Below are 13,219 nucleotides of genomic sequence, written 5' to 3'. Positions count from 1 at the left end.
TCGGGCAGACTCGCTGCCTGTGGACGACGTGATCGACTTCGGCGGGCAGGGGCGGACGATCCTGCTCCTGCACGGGCTCATGGGCCGGGCCACCACGTGGTGGCCGCTGACCCGCTGGCTGACCCGCTACGGGCGCGTCGTCGCCATGGACGCGCGGTCGCACGGGCGCAGCAGGCACCGGGGTTCGACCTGGCGCACCCCCGACTTCGTCGCCGACGCCGCCGAGGTGCTGTCCCACTACGGCCCCGGCGTCGTGATCGGCCACTCCATGGGCGGCCTGCACGGCCTGGGCGTCGCCGCCACCCACCCGTCCCTGGTCCACGGGCTGGTGGTGGAGGACATGGCGGTGGACCTGCGCGGCCGCACGGTCGACGCCTGGCGCGGCCTCTTCGACGCCTGGCCAGTGCCGTTCCGGTCCCTGGCCCACCTGCACGAGTTCTTCGGCCCGGTCGTCGGCCCGTACTTCGCCGAGTGCGTCGAGGAACGCGCGGACGGCTACCACCTGCTGTCCGAGGTGGACGACCTCTTCGCGATCGCCGCCGAGTGGGGCCGCGAGGAGTACTGGTCCTGGGTCGACGCCGTCCGCTGCCCGATGCTGGTCGTCGAGGCCGAGCACACCGCGATGCCCCCGGGCCAGCAGGCCGAGATCGCCCGCCGCGCGGGCGGCGTCCACCTCCTGGTCGAGGGCGCGGGCCACCTCGTCCACGCCTCCGCCCCCGACCTCTTCCGCGGTGCGGTCGAGGCGTTCCTGTCAGGTCAGGAGGTCGACCTCCCCGGTGGCGGAGTCCAGGACGGCGACTCCCGACACGCGGGCGCGTAGCGGCTCCACCGGGAAGACCGTGCCGAAGCCGCGCACCAGTTCCTCCGTGCTCACCTGCTGCAACAGCGTGCAGTGCGGCACCCACGATCCCGGCAGGTAGTACGCGCTCGGGTTCTTCACCGCGCCCGCGAGGACGTCGTGGATCGCGGAGTGGACGGCGAGGAGTTCGGGGTCGGTGACGGCGGCGAGCATCAGGACGTTCTCGGTGTTGGCGAACGTCGACAGCGAGCCGAACCACAGCGACGGGATGTGCAGCACGCGCAGGGACGCGCGCAGGGCGTCGCGGGTCCGGGGCGGGATGACGGAGGCCATGGCGAAGGTCAGGTGCGGGGGGAAGTCCCGGCGGGACGGCAGCCCGGCCGCGTCCAGGCGGGCCCACAGCGCCCGCACCGCCCGGTCGGCCGCGTCGTCGAACAGGACCACGACGCCCTGGGCCACCTAGGACTCCCCGGGCAGGGCGAAGCGGCCGTCCTCGGTCTGCTCGACCAGGCCGTCGACGAGCAGCGAGTCCAGGCAGCGGTCGCGCTGGCCAGCGTCGGCCCACACCAGGTCCAGCCGCGACTTCGGCTCCGGGGTGGCCGACCCGCGCAGCACGTCCAGCAGCAGGCCGCGCACCTGCCGGTCCGTCCCGGCGAACTTCTGCGCCGCCTTCACCGGGCCCTGATAGGCGGGCCGTCCCGCCTTCTGCCACGCGCACGAGGCGAACACCGGGCAGTCGGCGCACCGCGGCGAGCGGGCCGTGCAGACGACCGCGCCCAGCTCCATCAGCGCGGCCGAGAAGTGCGCGGCGCCCGAGGACGGCAGCAGCCTCTCCACGTCGGCCATGTCCCGCGCCGTCGAGGGCGGTCCCGCCTCGCCGGACCCGTGCACGGCCCGCGCCACCACCCGTCGGACGTTGGTGTCCACGACGGGGCAGCGCTGTCCATACGCGAACGCCGCCACCGCGCGGGCGGTGTAGGCGCCGATGCCCGGCAGCGCCAGCAGCGTCTCCACGTCGGACGGGACGACGTCGCCGTGCGACTCCGCGATCACCGCGGCCGCCTCGTGCAGCCGCAGCGCGCGGCGGGGGTAGCCGAGCTTGCCCCACGCCCGCACGACCTCGCCGCGGCCGGCGGCCGCCAGCGCCGAGGGCACCGGCCAGCGGGCCATCCACTCCAGCCACACGGGCTCGACCCGCGCGACCGGGGTCTGCTGCAGCATCACCTCGCTGACCAGCACACCCCAGCCGGTGCGGTCGGGGGCCCGCCAGGGCAGGTCCCGCGCGACATCGTCGAACCAGGAAACCACCGCGCGCACGTCCATCGCGGCGACTCTAAGCGGTCAGGGGGACCGGGCGATCAGTGGACCTCGGTGAGGGCCGCGGTGTTCACGTCGTAGACGAACCCGCGCACGTTGTCCACGTACGGGATGAACGGACTGCGCCGCACCCGCTCCACGGACTGCCGCACGCTGTCCTTGACCTCGCGGAACGCCTCCACCGCCCACGGCGGGCGCAGCCCGGTGGCCTCTTCCAGCTCGTCCTTGAACTCGTCGTCGGTGATCGTCGCCAGGCCGCAGTAGGTGTGCTGCATGACGATGACCTCGCGCGTGCCGAGCTTGCGCTGGCTGATCGACAGCGACCGCACCACGTCGTCGGTGACGACGCCGCCCGCGTTGCGCAGGATGTGGACCTCGCCGTGCTTGAGGCCGAAGACGTCGAACACCTTGATGCGGGCGTCCATGCAGGTCACCACTGCCAGGTGCAGCTTCGGTGACGGGGTGAGGATGCCCGGGGCCCCGATGTCGGGCCCGTCGAGGTGGCGCTGCAGCAGATCGTCGATGGCGCTCATCAGGCCTGCTCCCGGCGGTCGGTGGTTTTGATCAGTGATTGGAACCCGCTTCCCAAAGATTGAACAAGGGGAGTGGAACCAAGCTCACTGTGGCATGTGCCGCTGACGCGATATCGCCCGATCGAGCGACGTTTTGCTGCCACAACCGGCCGCCTTCCCGGGACTACCGTCGATGTCCATGTACGACCCCCGCGGCGTGTACGTCCGGCGCCGGGTCGGCGCCCTGGTGGCCGCGGTCGTGGCCATGGTCGCACTGATCTGGCTGATCGACGCGCTCATCGGCGACGACGAGCCGGTCGTCGGCGTGGCCGCGTCGGCGTCCCCGGCGCAGGCGCCGCCGTCGTCCGGGCCGTCCACGGCGGTCAGGACGTCGGCGACGGCCAGCGCGTCGGCGTCGCCGAGCCCGAGGTCCCGCACGCCCGAGCAGGTGCCCGCCGACCCGAGCGCGCCCTGCCCGGACACGTCCGTGCGGCTGCGCGCGGAGACCGGCGAGCGCTCCTACCAGGTGGGCAGGCGCCCGCTGCTGCGGCTGGTCGTCGTCAACGCCGGACCGGTGCCGTGCACGTACGACCTCGGCCGCTCCCGCCGTGAACTGGTGGTGACCAGCCGCGACGGGAAGACCCGCCTGTGGTCGAGCAACGACTGCTACTTCGGCGCCGACGCGCCGGAGCCCACGGTGCTCGAACCGGGGATGCGCAACGGCTTCGAGGTGCGCTGGGCGGGCCGCACCTCGGCCCCCGGCTGCCCGGTCCGCCGCGACGACGTCCCCGCCGGGGACTACCGCGTGGTGCCCAGGCTCGGCCCCCTGACCGGCGACGCGGCCGCGCTGACGATCACCCGGTAGCCGCGAAACCCCGCACCGGCGCGACTCGCCGGTGCGGCGCGGTAGCCGTCAGGGACCGAACCAGCGCTCCTCGCTGGTGCGCGGCGGGGCGGCGGTGCTGCCCGGGACGAGTTCGGTGTCGAGGATGACCTCGCGGGGGCGGGTCGGGTCGGGGGCGCCGAGCAGGAGCTTTCCCGCGGCTCGCCCCTTCTCCAAGACCGGCTGGCGCACGGTGGTCAGCCCAACGCGGTCGGCGTCGGCGATGCCGTCGAAGCCGGTGACGGTCAGGTCCTGGGGCACCCGGAGGCCGCGGCGGCGGGCCTCGGTCAGCGCGCCGAGGGCGAGGATGTCCGAGGTGCAGATCAGGGCCGTGACCTGCGGGTCGGCGTCGAGGAGCTGGGCGGCGGCCGAGGCCCCGCTGGCCGTGGTGTGGTCGAAGCGCTCCACCACGCGCACGCCCGACCAGTCGACGCCGACGGCGCCGAACGCCTCGGCCAGGCCCGCGAGGCGGGCGCGCTGGACGTGGAAGTGGGCCGAGCGCTGGCGCTCTGGCGAGGCGAAGCCGTCGTTGCGGTCGCGGGACAGGCGCATGCAGAGCACGCCGATGCGGCGGTGCCCGAGCGTGATGAGCTGCTGGGCCAGCGCGGTGATGGCGGCGTGGTCGTCGATGCCGACCTGGTCGACGCCCTCGACGTTGGGCTGGTCGGCCACCACGGTCGGCACCGGCCGGGACAGCACGGCGGCCAGGTGAGGGTCGTCGTCGGGCACGGAGTAGACGACGAAGCCGTCGACGCCCGCCCTGTGCACGGCGGCGACGTCCTCGCGCTCGGGGTTCACCGGCACCAGGTGCAGGCCCTGGCCCGCGCCCTCGCAGGCCAGCGCCAGGCCCTCGAGGAAGCCGAGCGCGGCCGGGTCGCGGAAGGCGTAGGAGAGGTTCTCGGTGAGCAGCAGCCCCACCGCGCCCGCCTTGCGCGTGCGCAGCGAGCGGGCGACCGGGTCCGGACCGGGGTAGCCCAGCCTGCGCGCGGTCTCCAGCACCCGCCTGCGCAGCTCGGGCGACAGCTGGTCGGGACGGTTGTACGCGTTGGAAACCGTGGTCCTGGAGACCCCGAGTTCCGCGGCCAGCGACGCCAGTGTCGCAGGCCGCCGGACATGAATAGACCGCGCCATGATCTGACCGTAACGGTTCAGAACCAATTGCAGAAGTCCGAGCTGACCTCGCCACGCGCTGCGCATTCACCCAGTGGTGTGAATTGATCACTCGGACGTGGCGTAAACTGAACTCGACAACGGTTTCCATTGTCGCCGTTCGGCGGCCATCGCCCAGCAGGAGCCCCAGATGACCTCTCGCCTCCGCAGACCGGCCACCGCGCTCGCGGGCATCGCCGCGACGGCGCTTCTCGGGGTGGCCGCGTGTGGGGAATCACCTCAGGCCCCCACCGGCGGTGACGCGTCCGCCACGGTGGTCGTGACCTCCACGAACGTCTGGGCCGGCGTGGTCAAGGCCGTCGGCGGCGACGCCGTCGAGGTCCGGCCGATCCTGGCCGACGCGGCCGCCGACCCGCACGGCTACGAGGCCAAGCCCGCCGACGCCGTCGCCTTCGACGGCGCCCGCCTCGCGGTGTCCAACGGCGGCGGCTACGACGACTTCTTCACCGGCCTCGCCGACGCCGCGGGCGGCGACCTGCGCCGGATCGTGGCCGTCGAGGTCGCCGAGGGCCACGCCGAGTCCGCGCCCGCCGAGGGCTCCCCCACCGAGGACCCGCACGCCGAGGAATCCCACGCTGAGGAATCCCACGCCGAGGACCCGCACGCCGAGGAATCCCACGCTGAGGAGACCCACGCCGAGGAGCCGCACGGCGAGGACGGGCACGGCCACGACCACGGGGCGAACGAGCACATCTGGTACGACTTCGAGGCCGTGCACGCCGTGGCGGAGAAGGTCGCCGAGGACCTGGCCGCCATCGACCCGGCGAACGCCGAGACCTTCAAGGCCAACGTCGCCTCCTTCGGCCAGGGCCTCGACGGCCTGACCGAGAAGGCGAAGGCGATCGGCGAACCGGGCGCGAAGGTCGTGTCCACCGAGCCGGTCGCGGCCTACCTGCTGGAGGCAGCGGGCCTGGTCGACGCCACCCCGTCCGACTTCGCCGAGGCCGTCGAGGAGGAGAGCGAGCCCTCGGCCGCCGCCCGCGCGGCCACCGAGAAGCTCATCACCGACAAGCAGGTCGAGGCCGTCGTGTTCAACCAGCAGACGGCGACCCCGGTCACGGAGGCGGTCAAGGCGACCGCGGAGCGTGCGGGCGTGCCCGTCGTGGGCATGACCGAGACGCTGCCCGAGGGGGTCAGCGGTTACCTTGAATGGATGACCACGCAGGTCGACAGCCTGGCCGCGGCCGTGGCGAAGTGACCGCCCAGCCCCAGCACCTCACCGCGTCGCCGCGCACCGGCGGCGCGGTGTCGCTGTCCTCGGCCCGCCTGGCCTACGGCGAGCGGGTGCTCTGGGACGGCCTCGACCTCGACATCGCCCCGGGTGAGTTCGTCGCCGTCCTCGGCCCGAACGGCTCGGGCAAGACGAGTCTGCTGCGGGTCCTCCTGGGTCTGCAGAGGCTGACCTCGGGCACGGTCCGGGTCGCGGGCGCGGCGCCGGGCCGGGGCAACCGCGGCGTCGGGTACATCCCGCAGCAGCGCGCGCTCGACCCGTCGTTAGCCATCCGCGGCCGCGACCTGGTGGGCCTGGGGCTCGACGGGCACCGCTGGGGCCTGGGCCTGACCGGCCGCCGCGACCGCGCCGCCCGGGTGGCCGCGGCCATCGAGTCCGTGGACGCCGCCGCCTTCGCCGACCGCCCGGTGGGCCTGCTCTCCGGCGGCGAGCAGCAGCGGCTGCGGGTGGCGCAGGCGCTGGTGGGCGACCCGTCGGTGCTGCTGTGCGACGAGCCGCTGCTCTCCCTGGACCTGGCCAACCAGCGCGCGGTCAGCACGCTCATCGACGCCCGCCGCCGCGAGGCGGGCACGGCCGTGCTGTTCGTGACCCACGAGATCAACCCGGTCCTGCCGCTGGTGGACCGCGTGCTGTACCTGGTAGACGGCCGGTTCCGCGTGGGCCGCCCGGACGAGGTGATGACGTCGGAGACGCTGTCGCAGCTCTACCGCACGGAGATCGAGGTGATCAGGGTCCGGGGCCAGATCCACGTCGTCGGCGCGCACAGCGACCTGTGCGAGGACAACCCGCACCACGACCACGAGGTGGGCTAGGTGGCCAACTTCTTCGACTTCGGCCTGACCCTGGACCTGCTGCGCCTGCCGTTCGTGCAGCTGGCGCTGGTGGTCGCGGTCGTGCTCGGCCTGCTCGCCGGGGTGCTCGGCCCGCTCATCGTCAGCCGCAACATGGCGTTCTCCGTCCACGGCACGAGCGAGCTGGCGTTCACCGGCGGCGCGGCGGCGCTGCTGCTGGGCTGGGACATCGGCAACGGCGCGCTGGCCGGCGCGATCATCGCCGCGCTCGTGCTCGGGCTGCTGTCGCGGCGCTCGTCGGAATACGACTCGGTGATCGGCGTCGTGCTGGCGTTCGGCCTGGGCGTCGGCGTGTTGATGTTGTATTTCTACAAAGGCCGCGCGTCGAACAAGTTCGGATTGCTGACCGGCCAGATCGTGGGCCAGGACTTCGCGAGTTTCGCGTTGCTGATGGCGTGCGCGGCGGGCGTTTTCGCCGTCCTTGCGGTGATCTACCGGCCGCTGCTGTTCGCGTCGGTGGACCCGGAGGTGGCCCGCGCCCGCGGCGTGCCGGTGACGGCGCTGGCGCTGGTCTTCGCGGTGCTGGTGGGCGTGGCGACCGCGCTGGGCGTGCGGACCGTCGGCGCGCTGCTGGTGCTGGCGCTGATGGTCACCCCGGCTGCTGCCGCGTGCCGGGTGACGGCGAGCCCGCTGCGCGCGACGGTGCTGTCGGTGCTCTTCGCCCTGGTCTCCGCGGTCGGCGGGATCATCCTCTCGCTGGCGCCCGGCGCGCCGATCAGCGCGTTCGTCACCGCGATCTCGTTCGTGATCTACGTGGTCTGCTGGGCGGTCGGCCGCGCCCGCGGGCTGACCCGCGCCTAGCCGGGCCCGCCGGGTCAGAACCAGCCGGAGGACAGGAACACCAGCACCTGCAGCTCGCCGACCAGGGCCCCGATCACCGCGCCGACCGCGATCAGCTTCCACTCGTCCTGGCGGAACGCGGGCCGCAGCAGGCCCTCGTACTCCACCCGGGTCAGCTTGTCCATCTTGGAGGCGATGACCTTGCCCAGGTTGATCTGCTCGGTGGCGTACGGCGCGGCGATGCGGGCGGTCTCGTCCAGGTAGGACAGCGCCTTGTCCGCGGCGGCGTGCTTCATCTGCTGGAACCGCCGGGTGCCCACGGCCACGGCGACGAACGGCTTGGCGAGGCTGGCCTGCTCGTCGACGACCTTGGCCACCGTCCGCTGGATCATGGCCAGCACCCGGTCGGAGCGGGGCCCGTGCAGGATGCCGTTGATGATGTTCGGCACCGTCATGACCTCGCGGGCGACGATCTCGCCGTACTGGCGGGCGACGACCTTCCTGCGCCGCTGGAACACGCCCTGGAACACGAACAGGCCGAGGACGCGCCGCGGCTCGCGGGGGAAGAACACCAGCTTGATCGCCAGCCAGTCGGTGAACCAGCCGATCAGCCCGCCGAAGATCGGCAGGACCAGCGGCTCGCGGGTCAGCGCCCAGACGACCGTCTGCACCAGGCCGAGCGCGAACCCGAAGTAGATGCCGCAGCGGGCGATGAAGGCCATCTCCGGGCGCGAGATGTCGCGCACCAGCCGGACCAGCAGCTCCTTGTCCCGCTCCAGCGCGTCGATCGCCACCTGCTGGATGTCCAGCACCTCGTCGATGTTCGTGCGCAGGTCGGCCACGATCTGGCGGACCATGGCCGGGGCGCCGGCCTGGACCTGCTTGATGATCATGTCCTGGACGAACACCGGCAGCGTCTCCCACAGCTGCGGGTGGTGCTCGGCGATGACGTCGCGCGTCACCTCGTCGATCATCAGCAGCAGCGGGCCCTGGATCTCCCTGGCCAGCTCGTCGGGGTCGAGGCGCTCGGCGAGCTGCCGCGCGTCGACCAGCCGGGTCGTGATCATCTCCGTTGACACCCGGATCATCCGCGCCGAGTTGCGCGGGACGACGCCCTGCCAGCCCAGGTACGGCTCGGCGATGCCGACGAACTTGAGCGGCCGGAACATCATCTCGATGGCGACGCGCTTGGTGACGTAGCCGATGATCGCCGCGATGACCGGCATCATCGCGTAGAGCGGCCAGTCGGCCGCGATGTCCGCCACGATCCGGCCGACGTCCAACTCCACCTCCACGACTTAACCGCCGGGTAGGTTATCCGACCGCGGCGGCCGGTCGTGCAGATAATCCTGGTAGCGCTGGACGGTGAGGGTGTCCGGGTGGTCCGGCCCGAGCACCCGCAGGCAGTCAGCGAGCAGCGCCGGGATCTCCTCGGCGACCGCGGTGTCCCCGGCCTGCCAGCGGCACACGGCGAGCGCGCCCCGGGTGCGCAGGGTGTCGGTGTGGTCGGGGCCCAGGACGCGCAGCCGGTCGGTCAGCAGGTCGGCCAGCTCGGTGGCGCACGTGCTCAGCTCGCCCGCGGTCAGCAGCATGACCGCCCGCTCGAAGCGGGTGGTGAGCGTGTCGGGGTGGTCGGCGCCGAGGACGCGCGACTGGTCGGCCGCCAGATCGGCCAGCGCGGTCGCGGCCGACGCGGGGTTCCCGGTCGCGACGAGCGCCGTGGCGAGCAGCCCTCGGGTGTGCAGCGTGTCGGGGTGGTCGGGGCCCAGGGCGCGGGTCTGCTCGGCGAGCAGCGCGGCGAACTCCAGCGACGCGGAGTCCGCCGCGCCCGCCCGCTCGCGCCAGGCGGAGAGGGCGCCCCGGGTCGCCGCGACCGCCGGGTCGTCCGGGCCGAGGACCCGCAGCCGGTCGGTGAGCACGTCGGCGAACCGCTTCGCCGCGCCCGCCGGGTCGCCCGCCTCGCCCTGCCAGTGCGCGTGCCGGGAGCGGATCACCAGCGTCACCGGGTGGTCGTGGCCCCAGCGCTCGGCCGCGCTCTGGGCCAGGCGCAGCAGGTCGGCCGCGGCGGCCACCGGCTGGCCGGACTCGCCGAGGCTCTGCGTGGCCCGGATCAGCACCGGGTAGCCGTCCTCGCCGAGGGCGTCGCCCGCGGCGTCGTCGAGCGCGGCCGCGTTGGCCCGCAGCGACCGGGCGTGCGCGGCGTCCTGCTCGACGTCGGGCCAGACCTCCAGCAGGGCCGATGCCGCCGCGCGGGCGACGGCCGCCCTGTCCTGTGGGGACAGCGCCGCGCGGACGACGCGCTGGATCAGCGCGTGCACCCGGACCTCCTGGTCCACACTCGCCAGACCCAGCCGCTGCAGGACGGCCAGGCCCTCGCGCACGTCCTCCAGCCGCGCGCGGCCGCGGATCGCGGTCGAGGCGAACACCGGGGCCGGGACGCCGTCGGGGTCCAGCACGCTCGCCACGCGCAGCAGCCGCTCGGCCATGCCGCGCGGTCGGCGCCCGTTCGCGTGCTCGGCGGACAGCGCCACGGTCGCCGCGAGCGCGGCGGGGCAGTCGTCCGGGACGGGGCCGGACTCCGCGAGGCTGCGCCGCAGGCGCTTCCCGTGGTCCCGGCAGGTCGTGCCCCGGCCGGTCAGGTCGGCGGCGGCCAGGGCGAGGGCCAGCGGCAGGCGGCCCAGCCGGTCGGCCAGCTCGTCGGCCCCGGCCAGCAGGTCGGGCGGGACCACGGCGGCGAGGTAGCCCGCGGCCTCCGCGGGCGCGAACACCGGCACGTCCACCAACGGCCCCAGGGCGCTGTCCGCGTGCCGGGTGGTCACCACGACCTGGCCGCGGCCGGTCGGGCACAACCCGTCGAGGTGCGCGGGCGAGCGCACGTCGTCGATCACGACCAGCCACGGCTCGCGCGCCGAGGCCAGCCACTCCAGGAAGCGCAGCGCGCCCACCTCGGCGTCGCGGTGCCGGACGCCGGTCAGCGCCGCGCCCACCCTGGCGTACTCGGCGACGATCTCCTCCCGCGACCCGGCCCGCACCCACACCACCAGCCGCGCCCGCCCGGACACCCACCGCCGCTCGGCCAGGTCCGCGGCCAGCTGGCTCTTGCCCACCCCGCCCGGCCCGGTCAGCACCACCGTCCCCGACAGCGGTATCCGGCGTTCCTGGAACCCCAACGCGCGCGGCGGGCGCGACCCGAACCAGTGCGGCAGCGGCACGACCGGTCGCGTGTGGACGCGCAGCTCGCGGGTGAGGTCCCGCGCCTCGACGACCGGGCCGTAGACCGACCCGGTCACCGAGTTCCCGTGCTCGTCCGGCACGACTGACATGATCGCCCCGGGTTCGCCCCACCCGCAACGCGGCGTCAGGCCACCCGCAGTGCCCGTCGGCGGAACACGATCAGGGCGATTCCCAGTGCCAGGGCGGCCATTCCGGCCAGAACCGCCACCTCCGTCCACACCGTCCCCAGACCGCTACCCGGACGGGTGAGGGCGAGGAGCGCGTCCATGGCCCAGGAGTGCGGGAACAGATACCCGATCGTGGTCAGCGCCTCGCCCGCGACCTCCTTCGGCCACAGGCAGCCGCCCAGCATGCCCAGGACGATGCCCAGCGGCGGGCCGATGGCGGGCGCCTGCTGCGGGTTGGCCACCAGCGCGCCGACCAGCATGGCCGCGCCCGTGGCCACCAGGCAGAACAGCGCCACGACGACGGTGACGCCGAGCGGGTCGCCCCAGGAGACGCCGAACATCAGAGCGCTCACCACGATGATCAGCAGCGCCTGGGCGGCGGCGACCACGAGCCTGCTCAGCGCCTCGCCGAACAGGACGGTGCCCTCGCGGACGGGAGCGGCCAGCGTGCGGCGCACCATGCCGATCCGCCTGCTCTCCACCAGGGCGGCCGCGACGGCCATCGAGTTGATGAAGGTGAACAGCAGCAGGTTCGCCGGGGCGGTGTAGGCGAAGCCGGTCGGCCCGCCGCTGTCGCCGCCGGTGTCGCGCACGGCGACCGCCGCGGACTCGGCCTGCGCGGCCCGCACGTGCTCCGCGGCCAGCTCCGGGCCAGCGCCCGCCTTCTCCGCGGCCCGGGTGGCCTCCATGACCGCCGAGACCTTGCCGACCGCGACGTCGATCTCCGAGCGGGCGGCCATGCCGCTGCCGCTGGTCTGCGTCATCACCAGGTCGAACCGCGTGGACCCCTGCGGGATCACCAGCCCGGCGGCCACCGCGCCGCGCCGCACGTCGGCGCGCACCTCCTCGGCGGAGTCCGCGCGCCGGACCTCCAGCGCCGGGCTCGACGACAGCTCGCGCAGCACCGCGGCCGCGGTCGGGTCCCCGTCGGCGGCCACGACGGCGACCGGGATGCGCGCGTCGGCCGCCCCGCCCATCGCCAGGCCGACGAACATGATCGTCACGAACGGCATGACCACCATGAAGAACAGCCCGACCCGGTCCCGGGTCTGCCGCAGCAGGTTGGCGACCACGATCGCCCGCACGGCGCTCACGCGAGCATCCCCTTCCGGAAGCGCAGGACCGCGAGGACGCCCGCGACCACGCCGATGCCCGCCACCACCGCGACCGGCAGCGCCACGTCGGCGAGCCCGCCGCCCGCGGCCAGCTCGGTCAGCCCGGCCGACACCCACCCGTTGGGGGTGGCCAGCGAGACCGTCTGCAGGAAGTCCGGCAGGTTGTAGACGGGCACCAGGCTCCCGCCCAGGAACGCGAACACGAACGCCACGCCGAGGGTGTAGCCGTCGGCCTGGGCGTCGGTGCGCGCCCCGCTCGCCACCAGCATCACGATCATCGTCGCGGCGAACACGTGCGCCAGGATCAGCGCGAGCACGCCCAGCGGCGGCCCCCAGCTCGCGCCGAAGATCAGTTCCGACGACAGCCAGGTGGCGCACATGCTGACCAGCGCCAGCAGGAACCCGACCGCGCCCTTGCCCGCGACCGCCGTCCACGCCGGGATCGGCGCGGCCCGCATCCGGGCCAGCGTGCCCAGCTGGCGCTCGGTGAGCAGCCCGCGCGCCGAGAGCCCGACGACGAAGAACGCGAACATCACCGCCATGCCGGAGCCGTAGTACACCGCGAGGTCCACCGCGCCGCCGCTGACGGGATCGCTGGCCAGCTCCAGGGACGGCCCGGCTGCCCCGTTCTCCTCCACGAACAGCTTGACGTCCTCGGGCGGCACGCCCGCGCGCAGCGACGCCCGGACCGCCAGCGTGCGGGCGTCCACCAGGGCGGAGATCCGGTCGACCATGCTGCGCGCGATCACCCCGGCCAGCGGCGTGTCGGCAGACTCCAGCACGGTCACCTCGCCGCCGTCGCCAGCGCCCACGCTCGCGCTGAACCCGGCCGGGAACACGATCGCCGCGCCCGCCTCGCCGGAGTCGATCGCCGCCCGCGCCGCCGTATCGTCCACATAGGACTTGAAGGTGAGCACGCCGCGCAGCTCCTCCGCGTTCAGCGCCTCGCGCCGCACGCTCGCGGGGAACTCGCCGCCGTCGTGGTCGACGATGCCGATGGTGGCGCGCAGCGGCGGGTCGTCGTCGCCGCCGAGGGCGAAGCCGAACATGGTCGCCAGCACGATCGGCGCGATCAGGGCGATCAGCAGCGCGGTGCCGTCGCGCAGCCGCGCGGCCAGTTCTCGGCCGCCCACCACGAGGAGGGGTCGCATGGGGTCCCG

Annotated in this window: 13 protein-coding genes; 5 read left to right on the top strand and 8 right to left on the bottom strand. The window is 73.9% G+C overall.

What is annotated here, in order from left to right:
* Positions 1 to 19 precede the first annotated feature (19 nt).
* The gene (locus IEY98_RS03010) at positions 20 to 820 is read left to right on the top strand and encodes an alpha/beta fold hydrolase (RefSeq protein ID WP_373292304.1); all 801 of its coding nucleotides are present in this window, start codon (positions 20 to 22) and stop codon (positions 818 to 820) included.
* Here the strand turns inward: IEY98_RS03010 and IEY98_RS03005 are convergent.
* The 3 genes from IEY98_RS03005 to IEY98_RS02995 are packed head-to-tail and all read right to left on the bottom strand — an operon-like array spanning position 752 to position 2,649.
* On the bottom strand, positions 752 to 1,258 hold the full coding sequence (locus IEY98_RS03005; RefSeq protein ID WP_229786514.1) for a 2'-5' RNA ligase family protein: 507 nt from the start codon (positions 1,256 to 1,258) through the stop codon (positions 752 to 754). The two genes, IEY98_RS03010 and IEY98_RS03005, sit on opposite strands and share 69 nt — an antisense overlap.
* Complete coding sequence (locus IEY98_RS03000; protein ID WP_189208725.1) at positions 1,259 to 2,122, bottom strand: iron-sulfur binding domain-containing protein; 864 nt, start codon at positions 2,120 to 2,122, stop codon at positions 1,259 to 1,261.
* Positions 2,123 to 2,157: 35 nt separating this feature from the next.
* On the bottom strand, positions 2,158 to 2,649 hold the full coding sequence (locus IEY98_RS02995) for a beta-class carbonic anhydrase (protein WP_189208724.1): 492 nt from the start codon (positions 2,647 to 2,649) through the stop codon (positions 2,158 to 2,160).
* Between the two features lie 178 nt (positions 2,650 to 2,827).
* Here IEY98_RS02995 and IEY98_RS02990 point away from each other — a divergent pair, with 178 nt between their 5' ends.
* Positions 2,828 to 3,493, top strand: coding sequence for a hypothetical protein (locus IEY98_RS02990; protein WP_189208723.1), 666 nt, complete (start codon positions 2,828 to 2,830; stop codon positions 3,491 to 3,493).
* A 48-nt stretch (positions 3,494 to 3,541) separates the two neighbouring features.
* Here IEY98_RS02990 and IEY98_RS02985 read toward each other — a convergent pair whose 3' ends face one another.
* A complete protein-coding gene (locus IEY98_RS02985) occupies positions 3,542 to 4,642 on the bottom strand; it encodes a LacI family DNA-binding transcriptional regulator (protein ID WP_189208722.1) in 1,101 nt (366 codons plus the stop codon).
* Between the two features lie 169 nt (positions 4,643 to 4,811).
* Here IEY98_RS02985 and IEY98_RS02980 point away from each other — a divergent pair, with 169 nt between their 5' ends.
* The 3 genes from IEY98_RS02980 to IEY98_RS02970 are packed head-to-tail and all read left to right on the top strand — an operon-like array spanning position 4,812 to position 7,564.
* Positions 4,812 to 5,879: a metal ABC transporter solute-binding protein, Zn/Mn family gene (locus IEY98_RS02980; protein ID WP_189208721.1), complete on the top strand. Its 1,068-nt coding sequence runs from the start codon at positions 4,812 to 4,814 to the stop codon at positions 5,877 to 5,879.
* Between the two features lie 47 nt (positions 5,880 to 5,926).
* Positions 5,927 to 6,724 (top strand): metal ABC transporter ATP-binding protein, encoded by a 798-nt coding sequence (locus IEY98_RS02975; protein WP_229786738.1) that lies wholly within the window; start codon positions 5,927 to 5,929, stop codon positions 6,722 to 6,724.
* Entirely contained in the window at positions 6,725 to 7,564 is an 840-nt protein-coding gene (locus IEY98_RS02970) for a metal ABC transporter permease (protein WP_189208719.1), read from the top strand.
* Positions 7,565 to 7,578: 14 nt separating this feature from the next.
* On the opposite strand, the gene IEY98_RS02965 is transcribed toward IEY98_RS02970, so the two are convergent.
* From IEY98_RS02965 to IEY98_RS02950, 4 genes are all read right to left on the bottom strand, one after another.
* Positions 7,579 to 8,772, bottom strand: a complete 1,194-nt coding sequence (locus tag IEY98_RS02965) for a DUF445 domain-containing protein (RefSeq protein WP_189210010.1) — start codon at positions 8,770 to 8,772, stop codon at positions 7,579 to 7,581.
* Between the two features lie 69 nt (positions 8,773 to 8,841).
* Positions 8,842 to 10,857, bottom strand: coding sequence for a tetratricopeptide repeat protein (locus tag IEY98_RS02960; RefSeq protein WP_189208718.1), 2,016 nt, complete (start codon positions 10,855 to 10,857; stop codon positions 8,842 to 8,844).
* A 44-nt stretch (positions 10,858 to 10,901) separates the two neighbouring features.
* Positions 10,902 to 12,038: an ABC transporter permease gene (locus IEY98_RS02955; RefSeq protein WP_229786513.1), complete on the bottom strand. Its 1,137-nt coding sequence runs from the start codon at positions 12,036 to 12,038 to the stop codon at positions 10,902 to 10,904.
* Positions 12,035 to 13,210, bottom strand: coding sequence for an ABC transporter permease (locus IEY98_RS02950; protein ID WP_189208717.1), 1,176 nt, complete (start codon positions 13,208 to 13,210; stop codon positions 12,035 to 12,037). The genes IEY98_RS02955 and IEY98_RS02950 overlap by 4 nt, the downstream gene beginning before the upstream one ends.
* Positions 13,211 to 13,219: the final 9 nt, after the last annotated feature.

The organism is Actinokineospora fastidiosa (genome assembly GCF_014648415.1).
In the GTDB taxonomy this organism is placed as follows: Bacteria; Actinomycetota; Actinomycetes; order Mycobacteriales; family Pseudonocardiaceae; genus Actinokineospora; species Actinokineospora fastidiosa.
This window is presented reverse-complemented; position numbering and strand designations above follow the sequence as displayed.

Coding starts and splice junctions, on each gene's coding strand:
- IEY98_RS02980 (WP_189208721.1), top strand. CDS start 4,812: ATGACCTCTCGCCTCCGCAGACCGGCCACCGCGCTCGCGGGCATCGCC.
- IEY98_RS02950 (WP_189208717.1), bottom strand. CDS start 13,210: ATGCGACCCCTCCTCGTGGTGGGCGGCCGAGAACTGGCCGCGCGGCTG.
- IEY98_RS02995 (WP_189208724.1), bottom strand. CDS start 2,649: ATGAGCGCCATCGACGATCTGCTGCAGCGCCACCTCGACGGGCCCGAC.
- IEY98_RS02990 (WP_189208723.1), top strand. CDS start 2,828: ATGTACGACCCCCGCGGCGTGTACGTCCGGCGCCGGGTCGGCGCCCTG.
- IEY98_RS02985 (WP_189208722.1), bottom strand. CDS start 4,642: ATGGCGCGGTCTATTCATGTCCGGCGGCCTGCGACACTGGCGTCGCTG.
- IEY98_RS03000 (WP_189208725.1), bottom strand. CDS start 2,122: ATGGACGTGCGCGCGGTGGTTTCCTGGTTCGACGATGTCGCGCGGGAC.
- IEY98_RS02965 (WP_189210010.1), bottom strand. CDS start 8,772: ATGATGCCGGTCATCGCGGCGATCATCGGCTACGTCACCAAGCGCGTC.